Here is a 15,919-nt window from a genome sequence, read left to right as displayed (position 1 = left end):
TGTTGCCCCGATGTTGCCCATTTCCCTGTCCACGGTTTTGCCCTGCGCCGCGGCGCGCGCCGACCACTTGTTTCCTGTGTCCGCGCCGCGAATGCTGGTCAGCGCCTGCTGCCTAGCTGTGGGCCTGCTGCAGGGCTGCGGCGGCAGTGACGACGACGAGGTGCTGGCCCGCGACGATTTCACCCACGGCACCAGCCAATGGCAGGTCGAGCAGCAGGATGCCACCGGCACCGTGGTGGCCAAGGACGGCGTGCTGGACATGGTGCAGCCGGCGGGCGCGACGATCTGGTTCAAGCAGCAGTTCAGCGGCAACCACGAGATCCGCTTCACCGCCACGCCGATCCCGGTCACTTTCCCCGGCACGGCCTACGTGGATCGCATTTCCGACCTCAACGTGTTCTGGGACGCCACCGTCCCCACCGGCAGCGATCCCGACCCCACCGCCGCCGGCCTGGACGGCGTGCTGGCCTCGTACAACGCCTTGCACCTCTACTACGTGGGCTTCGGCGCCAACGGCAACACCAGCACCCGCCTGCGCCGCTACGACGGCACTTCGGCCCGCCCGCAGATCACCGGCTACGCCACGCCAGCTTCGGCGACAGTCGACGACAAGGCTGGCGCCATGACGGCCGCGACCAGCCTGACCGCCAACACGCCGGTGGCCGTGCGCATCGTCTCGCGCCAGCCCACCGCGGCCGATCCGGCCAACCTGAAGTGGTACGCCAACGGCCAACTGATCTTCAGCTACAGCGACGCGTCGCCCTACCTGTCCGGCTGGTTCGCCTTCCGCACCACCACCAGCCATTGGCAACTGCGCGACTTCTCGGTCGTGGCGCTGCCAACAGACTGAGCCACCTGCCCGCAGCCTTGGTGATCCGAACGGCGCCAAGGCTTTTTCTTGGTTGCGGCAATAGCCTCACTCAATCAGTCACATTCGATCAATCAATCCAAAACATCGCGTGACCGGCCTAACATTCGTCCTGTCGATTGACTGACTTCCATTACCAACTGCCAGAGGAGCTCCAAAGCATGTCCCTGATCAATACCCAAGTTCAACCCTTCAAGACCGAAGCCTTCCACAACGGCAAGTTCATCACCGTCACCGAGGAATCGCTGCTGGGCAAGTGGTCGGTCCTGATCTTCATGCCGGCGGCTTTCACCTTCAACTGCCCGACGGAGATCGAAGACGCGGCTGACAACTACGCAGCCTTCCAGGCGGCTGGCGCCGAGGTCTACATCGTGACCACCGACACCCACTTCTCGCACAAGGTCTGGCACGAAACCTCGCCGGCCGTCGGCAAGGCCAAGTTCCCGCTGGTGGGCGACCCGACCCACAAGCTGACCAACGCGTTTGACGTGCACATCCCGGAAGAAGGCCTGGCGCTGCGTGGCACCTTCGTGATCAATCCCGAAGGCGTCATCAAGACGGCCGAGATCCACTCCAACGAAATCGCCCGCGACGTGTCGGAAACCCTGCGCAAGCTGAAGGCTGCCCAGTACACCGCCGCCAACCCGGGCCAGGTCTGCCCCGCCAAGTGGAAGGAAGGCGCCAAGACCCTGGCACCGTCGATCGACCTGGTCGGCAAGATCTAACCACCCCCGAGGCGGCAAGCCGCCTCCCCCTCAAGGGGGCACCGCTGGCGGACCGGCAGAGCCGGATCCGCGGCGGCTGCTGGACTGCATCTCTGACTGATGACGGTTTTTGTGGCGGATTACGCCCCAACGTCTGAGAACGCACAGGCACTGTTGAAAGCTCGCGGCGGATGATCCGTGGTGGGCTTTCAAGAGGGCCGGGACCGACTCGCCCTGATGAAACAAGCACCACGAAAGGACCACGCCATGTTGGACAGCAACACCCAAGCGCAACTCGCTTCCTACTTCGAACGCATCAGCCAGCCCATCGAGCTGATTGCCAGCCTGGATGATTCCGCTGGTGCTGCCGACATCCGCGAGCTGGTCACCGAGATCGCCGCGATTGCGCCGGACAAGATCAGCGCCCGCTTCGACGGCACGTTCGAGCGCCGGCCTTCGTTCCAGATCACCCGCGTCGGCCACGACATGGGCGTGCACTTCGCCGCCTTGCCCATGGGCCACGAGTTCACCTCGCTGCTGCTGGCACTGCTGTGGGCTGGTGGCCACCCGCCCAAGGTCGAGCCTGAAGTGCTTGAGCAGATCAAGGCCATCGACGGCGATTTCGCCTTCGACACCTTCATGAGCCTGACCTGCCACAACTGCCCGGATGTCGTGCAGGCGATGAACCTGATGGCGGTCTTCAACCCGCGCATCCGTGCCGTGGCGATCGACGGCGGCCTGTTCCAGAAGGAAGTCGAAGACCGCCAGATCATGGCCGTGCCCAGCGTCTTCCTGAACGGCCAGCCGTTTGGCAATGGCCGCATGGAAGTGGGCGAGATCCTGGCCAAGATCGACACCGGCGCCGCCAGGCGCGAGGCCGCCAAGCTCAACGAGAAGGCGCCCTATGACGTGCTGATCATCGGCGGCGGCCCGGCTGGCGCTGCGGCTGCTGTCTACGCGGCGCGCAAGGGCATCCGCACCGGCATCGTCGCCGAGCGTTTTGGCGGCCAGACCATGGACACCCTGGGCATCGAGAACTTCGTCTCGGTGCTGGAGACCGAAGGGCCGAAGTTCGCCGCCGCGCTGGAGGCCCATGTGCGCCACTACGGCGTGGACATCATCACGCTGCAGCGCGTGGCCAGGCTTGAGGCCGCGGCGCAGCCCGGCGGCTACGCCAGCGTGGTGCTGGACAACGGCGCGGTGCTCAAGGCCCGCAGCGTGATCCTGGCCACCGGCGCGCGCTGGCGCAACATCAACGTGCCGGGCGAGCATGAATACAGGACCAAGGGCGTGGCCTACTGCCCGCACTGCGACGGCCCGCTGTTCAAGGGCAAGGACGTGGCGGTGATCGGTGGTGGCAACTCCGGTGTCGAGGCGGCCATCGACCTGGCGGGCCTGGTCAAGAGTGTCACGCTGCTGGAGTTTGCCGACCAGCTGCGCGCCGACGCGGTGCTGGTGGACAAGCTGAGGAGCATGCCCAACGTCACCATCCACACCGACGCGCAGACCTTGGAGGTCATCGGCGACGGCCAGAAGATGAACGGCTTGCGCTACAAGGACCGCGTGGGCGGCGCCGAGCACAAGCTCGACTTGGCAGGCGTGTTCGTGCAGATCGGCCTGGTGCCCAACACCGAGTTCCTCAAGGGCACGCTGGAGCTGAGCAAGTTCGGCGAGATCATCATCGACGCCAAGTGCCACACCAGCCTGCCTGGCGTGTTTGCCGCAGGTGACGTGACGACGGTGCCGTACAAGCAGATCATCATCGCGGCCGGCGAAGGCTCGAAGGCGGCCCTGTCGGCCTTCGACTACCTGATCCGCACGCCGGCGCCGGCAGCCGCCTGACGGTCTTGTGCCAGACAAAAAAGGGCTTCCTTCGGGAAGCCTTTTTTGTTTCAGGCGCCTGGCAGCGGCTCGATGTCGGCACCGCCTGCCACCGCCTGCAAGCAGCGCAGGCACAGGCAGCTGTCGTAGCGTTGGCGCAGCGCGGCCAGGGTGCTGTCGGCCAACGTCAGCGCAGTGCAGGCGCAAGGCCCGGCGTCGTTCGCGCCGCAGTGAAAACCGCCGCCGCAGCGCGGGCAGCGGTCGAAGAGGGGCAGGGCGGTGGGCGACGTCGCCGGGTCAAGCGCTGGCATGCCGGCAGTGTGGCATGGCGTGGGCTTTGCCAAAGATGCACGGTACTTTCCCTGTACTTGGCCGGTTCCGCTCTCCGCGGCGCTGGCTAGGATGCGGACATACCTCACTGTGAACGGTAAACCCATGACTTGTCCTGAGGACCTCGTCGCGCACATGCGCCGGGTGTTGGTGGCGGAGCGCGACCTGCACGATCTCGGCATGGTCTGGCGCCTGATCGAATCGAGCGCCGCCATCAGCTGCCCGGCCGAAGCCGCGACCATCCTGCCGACGCTGATCGACACGCGGGAACGTTTCGACCAACTGCAGCAGCGCCTGACCGAGCAGATGGCCGATGAGACGCAGGCCGAGCTGGCCGACGAACTCGCCGCCAAAGCCCAATGCGCGATCGACATCCTGGTGCGCAACCTGTTCGAGCGCACGGCCGACGTCGGCTTTCTCGCGACCGACGAGGTTGTGGCCCGCTTCTGCGCCGCCGACGCTGCGCAACGCACCGCCGACGCACCCGCGATGCGCGAGCGCCTGGCCGAGTACCAGCGCAAATACAGCGTCTACGACGACGTGCTGCTCTGCGCGCCTGACGGCACGCTGCTGATCCGATTGGACGACGGCAGTGCCGACGCCGAAGCCACCGTCCACCCCGCATTGCAGCGCAGCCGAGAGCCGCTGGTCGCCCAGGCGCTGGCCGCTGCTGGCTTCTGCGAGCGTTTTGGCGCCAGCGACCTGGCTGCGGCCGGTCAGTCCGCCGCGCTGCTGTACGGCCATCGCATTGCCGATGCCGCTGGCCGGCCGGTTGGCGTGCTGCTGCTGCGCTTCCGTTTTGACGACGAGATGGCGCGCATCTTTGCCGACGTGGGCGGCGAGCGCCCACAGATCGCGCTGATGCTGGTCGATGCGCAGCAGCGCGTCATTGCCAGCAGCGACGTGACCCATGTGCCGCTGGGCGTGCGCCTTGCGCTCGCTTCACCCGGTGCACCCGCCGGCATGCAGCTGACCCAGTTCGCCGGCCGCGACTACCTGAGCCTGCAATGCCTGGGCACGCCGTACCAGGGCTACCCCGGGCCGACCGGCTGGCGCGCGGTGGCCATGGTTTCGCTGCTGACGGCCTTCGCCAGCCGCCGCGATGCGACCGAAGGCAACCCGGCGACCGATGCCGTGGCCGCCACCGGCAGCGCGCTGGCCGGCATCCGCGACGATGCCGATGCAATCAACCGCGAGCTGCGCCGCGTGGTCTGGAACGGCCGGCTGCTGGCCCGCACCCAGCAAGGCGACCGGCTGCGGCTGACCGCCGTGCTGCGGCAAGTCAGCGCCGCCGGCATCCGCACCCAGGCGCGCGTCGACCAGGCCATTCACGAGATTGGCGGCACCGGGCTGGCGCGCGGGCGCCAGCGGGCCCACGACATGGCGCGCCTCGCGGCAGACATCCTGGACCGCAACCTCTACGAGCGTGCCAACGATTGCCGTTGGTGGGCCTTGTCGCCGCTGTTGCGTGCCGCGCTGGCCGATGAAGCTGCGTCTGCCAACCCGGCACCGCTGAACGCACTGCTGCGCCACATCAACGGCCTCTACACCGTCTACAGCCGGCTGGTGGTGTTTGACCGCCACGGCCGCATCTGCGGCGCCTCGGCCGGGCCGCAGGGCGACGACCCGGGCGACGTGCTGATCGGCACCAGCGTGTCGGCGGCGATGCGAAGCGCGGTGGAAGCCTTGTCCGGCAGCGAGCTGTACGCCGTCACCGGTTTCGATGACAGCGACTGGCATGCCGGCGGCCCGACCTACACCTACCTCGCCGCCGTGCGCGACCCGGTCGACAGCCACCGTGTGGTCGGCGGCATCGCGATCGTCTTCAATGCCGTGCGCGAACTGCAGGCCATGCTGAGCGACATCCTCGCCGGCCGCGACGGCTTTGCCGCCTTTGTCGACCCGCACGGCCGCGTGCTGAGCGTGGCCGGCGACGCGCCGCCCGAGCTGATCTCGCAAGCCGGCAGCGCCACCGCGCCGGTCGACCACGACGGCCAGCGCTACCTGCTGGCGCGCATGGCCGCCGGTGGCTACCGTGAATTCCGAACCAGCGACGGCCACGACGACGGCGTCGCCGCAGTCGTCGGCCTGCGCCTGGGCGCGTCTGAACGCCGCGATGGCGGCATCGGCCAGGCCGAACTGCGCGCCAGCCACCCTGTGGCCAGCGCGCAGGCCGAGGAACTGGCCATGTTCCGGGTGGGCAGCGCCTGCTATGCCTTGCCGGCGCAGCATGTGCTGGAAGCCGCGACCTCGCGTGGCCTGGTGCGCACGCCGGGTGTGGGCGCCGCCGGTCTCGGCTTGCTCGAAGTGGCGCTGCCTGGTGGCTCGGCACTGGTGCAGGTCTTGTGCGCCCGCCAGCTGCTGGGCGTGCCCGGCCCGGCGCGGGCGGTGGACGGCACGGTGCTGGTGCTGCGCGCCCAGCATGCCAACGGCGCGCCGCTGCACGTCGGCCTGCGGGTCGACGAAGTGGTCTCGGTGCTGGAGCTGGACCCGTCCCGCTACCACCCGGCGCCAGACGGCTTCCAGGGCTTCGCGCCGTGGATCACCGGCCTGGCCGAATGCCAGCGCGACGGCGACGGCGAGCCGCAGCTGGTGCAGCGGCTGGACCTGGCCGCGCTGCTGCAAGCCGGTGGCATGCGGGTCGCGTCGACCGAACCGCAAGGCCTGGCCGCCGAGCTGCCGGTCGCCGAAGTGGTGTGAGAAGTGGTGTGAGCGCGACCTGATTCAGGACGGCTCGTACATCGCGTCATAGCGGCGCTGCATCTCGCTGGGCGCCACGGCCTCGATCTCGTGGCCGATCAGCCACTCGTAGCCAAACGGGTCGCGGATGCGGCCGCCGCGTTCGCCGTAGAACTGGTCCTGCGGCGCCATCACCAGCGTCGCCCCGGCGGCCACTGCGCGCTCGATCATCGCGTCGGCGTTGTCCACGTGCAGGTGCAGCCGCGCGCCGCCCGGTGCGCCCGCGGGGGCATGGATGTCGAACTCAGGGAACTCGTCGGCCAGCATCAGCACGCGCGGCCCCAGCTGCAGCTCGGCATGGCCGATGCGCCCGGTGCCCGGCTCGGTCAGCCGGAACAGCTCTTCGGCGCCAAAAGCTTCGACGTAGAACGCGATGGCCTTCGCGGCTTCGCGCATCGACAAGTAGGCAAACAGGTCGTGGACTTTGCTCATTTGCGGTCTCCCGGTGATGGACTGGCGTCTGCGCAGGCGCTTGCCGCGTTTGATGGTTTGCGCCGCCTGGGCTCATTGCAGCTGAGGTTCGGTGACGCGCCTGGCCAGGTGCGCCAGCGACTCTTCGACCTGGTCCACCAGGATCAGGCACAGGTCGCCGGGCTGCAGCTTGGACAGCGCCTTGTCGATGGCGATGAACTCGCCGTGGACCTCTTCGACGTTGGAGGTGCGGGGCGCGCCCTGCAGGCCCTGGCGCAGCAGCGCCAGCACCTCGCCGTCCTCGCGCCCGCGTTGGCAGGCGTCCTGGAACAGGATCACGTCGTCGAAGGCCTTGCCGAGGATTTGCGTCTGCTCGCGGATGTCCTCGTCGCGGCGGTCGCCGGCACCCGAGATCACCACCGAGCGGCGCTTGCCGGGCATCGCGTTGACGGCGTCGACCAGCGCGCGCATCGCGTCCGGGTTGTGGCCGTAGTCGGCGATCAAGGTGGCGCCGTGGTAGTCCAGCACATTGAAGCGGCCTGGCGCGTTGTCGGCGTCGTTCAGGAAGCTGGCGAGGCCGGCGCGCATCGCGTCCCAGCCCAGGCCGACGGCCCAGCCGGCGGCAATCGACGCCATCGCGTTTTCAACCTGGAAGCCGATGCTGCCGTTGCGGGTCAGCGGGATGTCGCGCAGGCTCACGCTCTCGCGCCAGTTGCCTTCGGCGGCGACGATGTGGCCGTCGTCCACGAACACGCAGCGCTGGCCTTGCGCGCGATGCGTGGCCAGCACCGGGTGGTGCCGGTCGGCGGCGAAGAAAATGATGCCGCCAGGGCAGGTCGGGGCCATCGCCGCGCAGTGCGGGTCGGTCGCGTTCAGCACCGCGAAGCCGGTCGGCGCGACGTTCTGCACGATCACGCGCTTGAGCACCGCCAGGTCCTCGACCGTGGTGATGTAGTTCAGCCCCAGGTGGTCGCCGGCGCCGATGTTGGTGACGACTGCGACCTGGCAGCGGTCATAGCCCAGGCCTTCGCGCAGGATGCCGCCGCGCGCGGTTTCGAACACGGCCGCGTCCACGTCCGGGTTCATCAGCACGTTGCGCGCGCTGCGCGGGCCGGCGCAGTCGCCCGAGTCGATCTGCCGGCCGTTGACGTGCACGCCATCGGTGTTGGTCATGCCCACGCGCAGGCCGGCGGCGCTGAACAGGTGGGCGATCAGCCGCGTGGTGGTCGTCTTGCCGTTGGTGCCGGTGACGGCGACCACCGGGATGCGGCCGTCGTCGCCAGGGCCGTAGAGGTGGTTGATGATGGCTTCGCCGACCGGCCGGCCCTTGCCGAAGGACGGCGACAGGTGCATGCGCAAGCCCGGCGCGGCGTTCACTTCCACGATGCCGCCGCTCTGCTCTTCCAGCGGGCGGATGACGTTGTCGCAAACCACGTCCACGCCGCAAATGTCCAGGCCGATCATCTGCGCCGCGGCCACCGCGCGGGCGGCCACGTCGGGGTGCACGTCGTCGGTCACGTCGGTCGCGGTGCCGCCGGTCGAGAGGTTGGCGTTGTTGCGCAGGATCACGCGCTGGCCCTTGTCGGGGACCGACTCCGGCGTCATGCCCTGGATGGCCAGGCGTGCCACGGCAATCTCGTCAAAGCGGATCTTGGTCAGCGAGGTGGCATGGCCATCGCCGCGTTTCGGGTCGGCATTCACCAGGTTGACCAGCTCGCGCACCGTGTGTTCGCCGTCGCCAATGACCAGTGGCGGGTCGCGCCGCGCCGCGGCGATCAGCTTGTTGCCCACCACCAGCAGCCGATAGTCGCTGCCGGGCAGGAATTTCTCGACCATCACCTGGCCGATTTCGTCAGCCGCGCGGTAGGCGATCTCCAGGTGTTCGCGGGTCACGATGTTGACGGTGACGCCCTTGCCCTGGTTGCCGTCCTGCGGCTTGAGCACGACAGGCAGGCCGATCTCCAGCGCCACTTCCCAGGCTTCGTCCACCGAGTCCACCGGCCGGCCCAGCGGCACCGGCACGCCAGCGGCGCGCAGCAGCGTCTTGGTCAGGTCCTTGTCCTGGGCGATGGATTCGGAGACGGCGCTGGTGGAATCGACCTCGGCCGCCCAGATGCGGCGCTGCTTGGCGCCCCAGCCGAACTGCACCAGGCTGCCCTGCGTGAGCCGGCGGTATGGCACGCCACGCGCCACGCCGGCCTGCACGATGGCGCCGGTGGACGGGCCCAGGCGCACGTCTTCGTCGATCTCGCGCAGCGCCGCCACGGTGCCGGTCAGGTCGAAGCTGCCGCCGGCCAGCGCGGCCTGGATCAGGCCTTCGGCTGCGATCAATGCCTTGCGGCCCACGTCTTCTTCGCTGTACTCGACGACTACTTGGTAGATGCCCGGCTCCAGCGTCGCGGTCGTGCGGCTGAAGGTCACCGGGCAGCCGGCCTGGCTTTGCAGCGCCAGCGTCGCGGTTTCCAGCACATGGGCCAGCGAGGCCTGTTCCGGCTGGCGGCGCAGCGGGCCCAGGTTGGGAAACAGTGCGCGCAGCCGGGCTTCGAACTCGGGCAGCAGCGTCAGCGCGCGCTCTTGCGGCTCGCAGGTGACGATGGCCTCGATGGCGGTGTGGCGGCTCCAGAGATTGGGGCCGCGCAGGGCGCGAATGCGGGAAATGTCCATGGTGCTTTTGTTCTACAGCGAGAGCGGGACGGTGGGTCGGGAAGGGGGGCGTTGAGTCCGCTCAGGCGACGGTTTGCAGCGCGAAGGTTTCGATGCCGGCTGCAATCAGCTCGGGCGAAATGCCGAAGGCCCAGGCTGCGGCCACGGCGGCCAGCAGCAGCTCGGTCAGCTCCGGCGAGGACGTGTGGCCGCGGCGCTGCACGATGCCGGCCAGGTCCACGCCGGGCAGCTCGACGGCGCCTTGCGCCAGGTGCACCCGGCCGCCACGCAGGAAGGCCACGCGCTTGCCGGCGGCTTGATGCTCGACCAGCGCCTCGGGCAAGCTGCCGCCGCTGTCCACGCCGTACATCAGCACCTCGCCATCGCACAGCTCGGCCATCTCGGCAATGCGTGCGTCGCCGGCGTTCAGCACGCCCACGCCGTCGCTCAGCACCACGTCGATCTGCGTGCGCAGCACCTTGTAGAGCTGGTCGGCTTCGGTGATGTCGTGCCTGCTCAGGGCTTCTGCGCCACCGAAGTCGGTGATCACGCCCACATGGCAGCGGTCGTACGGCAGGCCTTCGTCCAGCACCAGCGCGGCGCTGTTCTCGAACACGGCGGCCTGGGCCTCGCGGTTCATCAGCAGCCGGTGGCTGGCTTCCCAGAAGCGGGCGGCCTGCGGGCTGGCCTTTTCGGTGCGGCGGCTGCCGATGAACAGCCCGTCCTGGCAGGCCAGCGCGGTGGGCTTGCCGCTGAGGTGGATCAGCCAGGCAACGGCGCGCGCAATCGTCGCGGTGCCGTGCGTTCCCATCACGCCGACGATGGGAATGCGGCCGGCGTGGCCTTCATGTTCTTCCGCCGGGAACAGGTGCTCGACGATGGCCTGGCCGACCGGCCGTGGCGTGCCTTCGGCCGGCTTCAGGTGCATCAGCAGGCCGGGGCCGGCATTGACTTCGACGATGGCGCCGCCCTGCGCTTCCAGCGGGCGCGAGATGTCCTCGGCCACCACGTCCACGCCGGCAATGTCCAGGCCGACCGCGCGCACGGCCAGCGACACGACGTGCGCCACCTCGGGGTGGACCGCATCGGTGCAGTCGATCGCCACGTTGCCGTTGCGCTGCACCAGCACCCGTTTGCCCACTGGCGGCACGGTGTCAGGCGTCAGGCCCTGGCGCTGCAGGTCGAGCTGGATCACGCCGTCCGAGCGCACGTTCAGGCGGTTCAGCGGATGGTCCTCGGTGGTGCCGCGGCGCGGATCGCTGTTGATCTGCTGGTCGACCAGCGTGGCCACGTCATGCTGGCCGTCGCCGGTGACCCAGGCGGTCTCGCCGCGCGCAGCGGCGACGACCTTGCCGCCGACCACCAGCAGCCGGTGCTCCTCGCCGCGGATGAAGGGCTCGACCAGCACCTCGCTGCCGTGGCGCGCGGCCACTTCATAGGCGGCCTCGATGTCGGCCTGGTTGCTCAGGTCCAGCGTCACGCCGCGGCCGTGGTTGCCGTCGCTGGGCTTGACGACGACAGGCAGGCCAATGTCCTCGGCCGCTGACCAGGCTTCGGCCGGGCTCTTGACGACTTCGCCTTCGGGCACCGGCACGCCGCAGGCCTTCAGCAAGGTCTTGGTCAGGTCCTTGTCGCTGGCAATGTTCTCGGCAATCGCGCAGGTCAGGTCGGTCTCGGCCGTCCAGATGCGGCGCTGGCGTGCGCCGTAACCCAGCTGCACCAGGTTGCCGTCGTTCAGGCGGATGTGCGGGATGCGCCGGTCGGTCGCCGCGGCGACGATGCAGGCGGTGGACGGGCCGAGGTAGCAGTCGTCGATGGCCTCGCGCACGACCGCCACGGCGGCCGCGGTGTCGAATGGCTGATCGTTGATCGCGGCCATCAGCAGTGCATGGCCTTGTTGCAGCGCCGCACGGCCGACCTGCTCATTGCGGGCGCGGAACACCATGCGGTAGACGCCGCGCTGCGAGGTGCTGCGGGTCTGGCCGAAGCCGGTCGGCATGCCGGCCAGGTTCAGCAGCTCGATCACGCAGTGTTCCAGGATGTGGCCGGCCCAGGTGCCTTCGGTGAGCCGCTGCAGGAAGCCGCCGCGCTCGCCCACGCCGCAGTGGTGTTCTTCCAGTGCCGGCAGCAGCTTGAGCAGCCGCTCGGTGAAGCCGGGCAGGGTTTGCGAGGGGCAATCCTCCAGCTCGCCGAGGTCCAGCCAGACCTCCATCACCGGCCGGTAGGTCCAGATGTTGGGACCGCGCAGGTAGGTGATGCGCAGCAGCTGGATGTCGTTCTTCGGTTCGCTCATGGGCAGGCAGGCAAGGTTTCATCGGCCCACCGGTGGCGCGGGCACCAGCGCTTATTGTGTGGGCGATTGGGCAGTGCCGGCCGCCGGCGGCCGCTGAAGGCTCCGATTTTGCGATTCGCTGGCTGGATTCGCGGAAAATCCGCGCCTCATGCCAAATCCACACCCGCATCCCGCCACGCCCGCCGCCGCTGCCGGCGCCCCGCTGGCCGCTGGCGAAACCCCGCTGGCCACCTTGGCGCTGGACCTTGGCGATGACCTGGTCTTCGGCGATGGGCAGCTGGTGCTGACCGAGCTGGCCTTGCTGGCCCGTGCGCCCGGCACGGCGGGCTGGACCCGCATCCCGCTCGCACCCGCGCTGCAGCTGCGCCACCATGACCACGCCGGCGTGGGAACGCTGGAACTGTCCGAGGACTCGGCGCTGCTGGCGCGCTGGCGCTTCACGCTGGCTGCCAACGTGCTGGCGCTGCGTTTCCTCAAGCGCTTCGAGCAGGTGCAGGCCGCGCGCGCCGCCGGCGTGGCCGCCGAGGGCGACGACCCCACGCGTTGCCCGTCCTGCCAGGCACTGCTGCCGCCGGACAGCGACGAATGCCCCGTCTGCGACCGCGAACTGCACGCGCCGCCGTCCACCTGGGTGCTGCTGCGCCTGTCGCGCTTCGCCAAGCCTTACGCTGGCCAGTTGCTGATCGGCTTTTTGCTGACGCTGGCGGCCACCGCTGCCACGCTGGTGCCGCCCTACCTGACCATCCCGTTGATGGACAAGGTGCTGATCCCGTTCCAGAACGGCCAGCAGATCGACCCCTCTTACGTGATGCTGCTGCTCTCGGGTCTGCTGGGCGCGGCGCTGCTGGCCTGGAGCCTGGGCTGGGCCCGCACTTACTTGCTGGCGCTGGTTTCCGAACGCATCGCGGCGGACCTGCGCACCACCGCCTTCGAGCACCTGCTGCAGCTCTCGCTGGACTACTTCGGCGCCAAGCGCACCGGCGACCTGATGGCCCGCATCGGCTCCGAGACCGACCGCATTTCGGTCTTCCTGTCGCTGCACGCGCTGGACTTCGCGACCGACGTGCTGATGATCGTCATGACCGCGGTGATCCTGACCTCGATCAACCCCTGGCTGGCGCTGGTCACGCTGCTGCCGCTGCCCTTCATCGCCTGGATGATCCACCTGGTGCGGGACCGGCTGCGCACCGGCTTCGAGAAGATCGACCGCGTCTGGGGCGACGTGACCAATGTGCTGGCCGACACGATTCCCGGCATCCGCGTGGTCAAGGCTTTTGCCCAGGAAAGCCGCGAGGCCGGCCGCTTCCGCGAGGCCAACAAGGCCAACCTGCTGGTCAACGACAAGCTCAACAAGACCTGGAGCCTGTTCACGCCCACCGTCTCGCTGCTGACCGACGTGGGCCTGCTCGTGGTGTGGGCCTTTGGCATCTGGCAGGTCAGCCGCGGCCAGATCACGGTTGGCGTGCTGACCGCCTTCATCGCCTACATCGGCCGTTTCTACGGCCGGCTGGATTCGATGAGCCGCATCGTCTCGGTGACGCAGAAGGCCGCCGCTGGCGCCAAGCGCATCTTCGACATCCTGGACCACGTCTCCAACGTGCCCGAGCCGGGCAACCCTGTCCCGACGGGCGAGGTGCGCGGCGGCGTGACGATGGAAAGCATCGGTTTCCGCTATGGCAACCGCTCGGTGATCCGCGGGTTGAACCTGGAGATCAAGCCCGGCGAGATGGTCGGCCTGGTCGGCCACAGTGGCTCGGGCAAGAGCACGCTGGTCAACCTGCTGTGCCGCTTCTACGACGTGACCGATGGCGCGATCAAGGTCGACGGCGTGGACATCCGGCGCTTCGCGGTGTCCGACTACCGGCGCCACATCGGCCTGGTGCTGCAGGAGCCCTTCCTGTTTTTCGGCACCATTGCCGAGAACATCGCCTACGGCCGGCAGGACGCGACGCGCGAGCAGATCGTCGCCGCCGCGCGCGCCGCGCATGCGCACGACTTCATCCTGCGCCTGCCGCAGGGCTACGACTCATTGGTCGGCGAGCGCGGGCAGGGCCTGTCCGGCGGCGAGCGCCAGCGCGTCAGCATTGCCCGCGCGCTGCTGATCGACCCGCGCATCCTGATCCTCGACGAGGCGACCTCCAGCGTGGACACCGAGACCGAGAAGGAGATCCAGAAGGCGCTGGACAACCTGGTGCAGGGCCGCACGACGATCGCCATCGCGCACCGCCTGTCCACGCTGCGCAAGGCCGACCGGCTGGTGGTGATGGACCGCGGCGTGGTGGTCGAGGTCGGCCCGCATGACGAGCTGATGGCCAGGCAGGGCGCCTACTGGCGGCTCTACGAAGCCCAGGCCCGCCGGGCCGACGCGGACGACGACACCGAGACCGACCATGACGCCGCGCTGCTGGCCGGCGCGTTGCCGCAACCCTCGGCGCACAGCGTCCAGGTCGAATGAAAGCCGCGGGGATGACCATGACCGAACCGACATTCACCCTTTCCCGCAACGCGCTCGGCCGGCTGATGCTGACGACCGCGCAAGGCGAGGTGCACGAGGCCGTCACACCGGTGCGCGCCTTCCCCATCACCGCGCCGGACGACGGCCTGTCGCTGGTCAGCGCCGAGGGCCGCGAGCTGGCCTGGGTGCCGCGCATCTCAGCCTTGCCCGAGGCGCCGCGCCGCCTGCTGGAAGAGGAGCTGCGCGGCCGCGAATTCGTGCCCGAGATCCGCCGCATCGTCTCGGTTTCCACTTTCTCCACGCCCAGCACCTGGGTGGTGGAGACCGACCGCGGCACCACCGAGCTGGTGCTGAAGGTCGAGGAAGACATCCGCCGCCTGGTCGAGCGCGGCCGGCTGCTGATCACCAGCGGCCATGGCATCGTCTTCCTGGTGCCGGACCTGACGCTGCTGGACCGGCACTCGAAGAAGCTGCTCGAACGGTTCCTGTGATCGCCGGCCATCCATGAAAAACGGCGCCTGAGCGCCGTTTCAACTTGCCATCAAGCCGCGTTGCCGCCGCCTTCATTGCCGGGCGGCTTGCCGCCGGCCGGGCCACGCGGGCCTTGCGGCCGGTCGTCATGGCGGCGCGGGCCGCTGTTGCGCGGTCCTCGGGCCCCTGCGCCATCACGGCGCGGGCCACCACCTTCGCGGCGCGGCGGACCGTCGCCTCGCGGCGCGCCACCCTCACCACGGCCGGGACCGCGGCCATCGCCGCGCGGGCCTTGACCTTGCGGACCGTCTGCCCGTGGACCGCCGCCACCGGGCCGGCGGTCATCGCGGAACTGGCCGTCGCGCGGTGGGCGGCGGTCGAACTCGCGTTGCGGCGGGGCTTCGGTCAGCTCCTGGCGGGCCTGGGCCAGCGTGGCGTGCAGCGCCTCGGGCGTCAGGCCCTTGAGGGCGCAGAAGTTCGGCTCGGTCAGCGTGGTGTGTTCGAAGTCGCGCAACAGGTTGAAGCGGTCACGGCGCTGCTGGTCCTCGACCTCGCGGCGCTGCTGCGTGATGCCGCGGCGACGGGCGAGTTCGTCGAGTGCGGCTTGGCGGTGCTCGTCGCTCAGCTCGTCGGCCGGCTGGCCGTCGAGGTCGAAGCGGGTCTTGGCACGGCTCAGCGCGATCAGGTAGCTGGTGCTGCCGGTGTGGCGGCGCAGGAAGGCCGACAGCGACTGGCGCGTGAACACGCCGGGCGCGCGGGCCTGGATGTCGGCCTGGATGCGCAGCTTCAGCGGCCTGGGCGCTCCGGCGAACAGCGCCGGGAAGCGCGACTTCAGCGCCTGGGCGCATTCGGCGGGCGACATGGGCACTGGAGCCGGCTTGGCATTGGCGCCAGCGGCTGCGGGTACAGCATCTTCGGCTGGGACTTCTTCGCCTTCGGCGGCGTCAGCTTCCGCTGCCTCGGCGTCCTCTGCAGACGGGGTTTCGGCCGCCTCGTCGCCACTGGCCTGCACGGCCTCGGGTTCAACGGCTGCGGCTGCGACTGCTGTGGGGGCTTCAGGCGTGTCGCCTGCCTCCGGGCTGGTGGATTCGATGCCGGGCGCGGCGGCGGCCTCTGGCGTCTCGGCCGAAGGGTCCAGGGGCGCCGGGTTCGGCAGCGAAGGGGTCGATGACATGAAGATTCGG

Annotated in this window: 11 protein-coding genes; 6 read left to right on the top strand and 5 right to left on the bottom strand. The window is 69.1% G+C overall.

The genetic code is table 11. From position 1 onward, the window contains the following. The first annotated feature begins 10 nt into the window (after positions 1–10). The 3 genes from ACAH41_RS07190 to ahpF all read left to right on the top strand — a co-directional run bounded on the left by ACAH41_RS07190 (position 11) and on the right by ahpF (position 3,414). A complete protein-coding gene (locus ACAH41_RS07190) occupies positions 11–850 on the top strand; it encodes a DUF6250 domain-containing protein (RefSeq protein ID WP_370538236.1) in 840 nt (279 codons plus the stop codon). Between the two features lie 179 nt (positions 851–1,029). Then, the gene (ahpC, locus tag ACAH41_RS07185) at positions 1,030–1,593 is read left to right on the top strand and encodes an alkyl hydroperoxide reductase subunit C (RefSeq protein ID WP_325652077.1); all 564 of its coding nucleotides are present in this window, start codon (positions 1,030–1,032) and stop codon (positions 1,591–1,593) included. A 246-nt stretch (positions 1,594–1,839) separates the two neighbouring features. Beyond that, positions 1,840–3,414: an alkyl hydroperoxide reductase subunit F gene (gene ahpF, locus ACAH41_RS07180; protein ID WP_325652075.1), complete on the top strand. Its 1,575-nt coding sequence runs from the start codon at positions 1,840–1,842 to the stop codon at positions 3,412–3,414. Positions 3,415–3,464: 50 nt separating this feature from the next. Here the strand turns inward: ahpF and ACAH41_RS07175 are convergent, their stop codons facing one another. Next, positions 3,465–3,704 carry a cysteine-rich CWC family protein gene (locus ACAH41_RS07175; RefSeq protein WP_325652074.1) on the bottom strand — a complete coding sequence of 80 codons (240 nt, stop codon included), beginning with the start codon at positions 3,702–3,704 and terminating at the stop codon, positions 3,465–3,467. Positions 3,705–3,828: 124 nt separating this feature from the next. On the opposite strand from ACAH41_RS07175, the gene ACAH41_RS07170 reads away from it, so the two are divergent. Then, positions 3,829–6,423 (top strand): chemotaxis protein CheW, encoded by a 2,595-nt coding sequence (locus ACAH41_RS07170; protein ID WP_325652073.1) that lies wholly within the window; start codon positions 3,829–3,831, stop codon positions 6,421–6,423. Positions 6,424–6,447: 24 nt separating this feature from the next. On the opposite strand, the gene ACAH41_RS07165 is transcribed toward ACAH41_RS07170, so the two are convergent. The 3 genes from ACAH41_RS07165 to cphA (ACAH41_RS07155) all read right to left on the bottom strand — a co-directional run bounded on the left by ACAH41_RS07165 (position 6,448) and on the right by cphA (ACAH41_RS07155) (position 11,809). Further along, positions 6,448–6,894: a VOC family protein gene (locus tag ACAH41_RS07165; protein ID WP_325652072.1), complete on the bottom strand. Its 447-nt coding sequence runs from the start codon at positions 6,892–6,894 to the stop codon at positions 6,448–6,450. A 72-nt stretch (positions 6,895–6,966) separates the two neighbouring features. Further along, on the bottom strand, positions 6,967–9,537 hold the full coding sequence (cphA, locus tag ACAH41_RS07160; RefSeq protein WP_325652070.1) for a cyanophycin synthetase: 2,571 nt from the start codon (positions 9,535–9,537) through the stop codon (positions 6,967–6,969). Between the two features lie 61 nt (positions 9,538–9,598). Then, positions 9,599–11,809 (bottom strand): cyanophycin synthetase, encoded by a 2,211-nt coding sequence (gene cphA, locus ACAH41_RS07155; protein WP_325652069.1) that lies wholly within the window; start codon positions 11,807–11,809, stop codon positions 9,599–9,601. Between the two features lie 148 nt (positions 11,810–11,957). Between cphA (ACAH41_RS07155) and ACAH41_RS07150 the strand changes: the two genes are divergently transcribed. Next, entirely contained in the window at positions 11,958–14,264 is a 2,307-nt protein-coding gene (locus ACAH41_RS07150) for an ABC transporter ATP-binding protein (protein WP_325652067.1), read from the top strand. Positions 14,265–14,275: 11 nt separating this feature from the next. Continuing rightward, on the top strand, positions 14,276–14,755 hold the full coding sequence (locus tag ACAH41_RS07145) for a DUF1854 domain-containing protein (RefSeq protein WP_325652066.1): 480 nt from the start codon (positions 14,276–14,278) through the stop codon (positions 14,753–14,755). A gap of 50 nt (positions 14,756–14,805) precedes the next feature. Here ACAH41_RS07145 and ACAH41_RS07140 read toward each other — a convergent pair whose 3' ends face one another. Then, on the bottom strand, positions 14,806–15,909 hold the full coding sequence (locus ACAH41_RS07140) for a ProQ/FINO family protein (protein WP_325652064.1): 1,104 nt from the start codon (positions 15,907–15,909) through the stop codon (positions 14,806–14,808). Positions 15,910–15,919 lie beyond the last annotated feature (10 nt).

Source organism: Ideonella sp., from assembly GCF_041287625.1.
GTDB lineage: Bacteria > Pseudomonadota > Gammaproteobacteria > Burkholderiales > Burkholderiaceae_C > Ideonella.
Note: the sequence above shows the minus strand (reverse complement) of the source record. Positions and strands in the feature narration are given on the sequence as shown.

Excerpts from the sequence above, each read along its gene's own strand:
- ACAH41_RS07190 (WP_370538236.1), top strand. The coding sequence starts at position 11 with ATGTTGCCCATTTCCCTGTCCACGGTTTTGCCCTGCGCCGCGGCGCGC.
- ahpC (WP_325652077.1), top strand. The coding sequence starts at position 1,030 with ATGTCCCTGATCAATACCCAAGTTCAACCCTTCAAGACCGAAGCCTTC.
- ahpF (WP_325652075.1), top strand. The coding sequence starts at position 1,840 with ATGTTGGACAGCAACACCCAAGCGCAACTCGCTTCCTACTTCGAACGC.
- ACAH41_RS07175 (WP_325652074.1), bottom strand. The coding sequence starts at position 3,704 with ATGCCAGCGCTTGACCCGGCGACGTCGCCCACCGCCCTGCCCCTCTTC.
- ACAH41_RS07170 (WP_325652073.1), top strand. The coding sequence starts at position 3,829 with ATGACTTGTCCTGAGGACCTCGTCGCGCACATGCGCCGGGTGTTGGTG.
- ACAH41_RS07165 (WP_325652072.1), bottom strand. The coding sequence starts at position 6,894 with ATGAGCAAAGTCCACGACCTGTTTGCCTACTTGTCGATGCGCGAAGCC.
- cphA (WP_325652070.1), bottom strand. The coding sequence starts at position 9,537 with ATGGACATTTCCCGCATTCGCGCCCTGCGCGGCCCCAATCTCTGGAGC.
- cphA (WP_325652069.1), bottom strand. The coding sequence starts at position 11,809 with ATGAGCGAACCGAAGAACGACATCCAGCTGCTGCGCATCACCTACCTG.
- ACAH41_RS07150 (WP_325652067.1), top strand. The coding sequence starts at position 11,958 with ATGCCAAATCCACACCCGCATCCCGCCACGCCCGCCGCCGCTGCCGGC.
- ACAH41_RS07145 (WP_325652066.1), top strand. The coding sequence starts at position 14,276 with ATGACCATGACCGAACCGACATTCACCCTTTCCCGCAACGCGCTCGGC.
- ACAH41_RS07140 (WP_325652064.1), bottom strand. The coding sequence starts at position 15,909 with ATGTCATCGACCCCTTCGCTGCCGAACCCGGCGCCCCTGGACCCTTCG.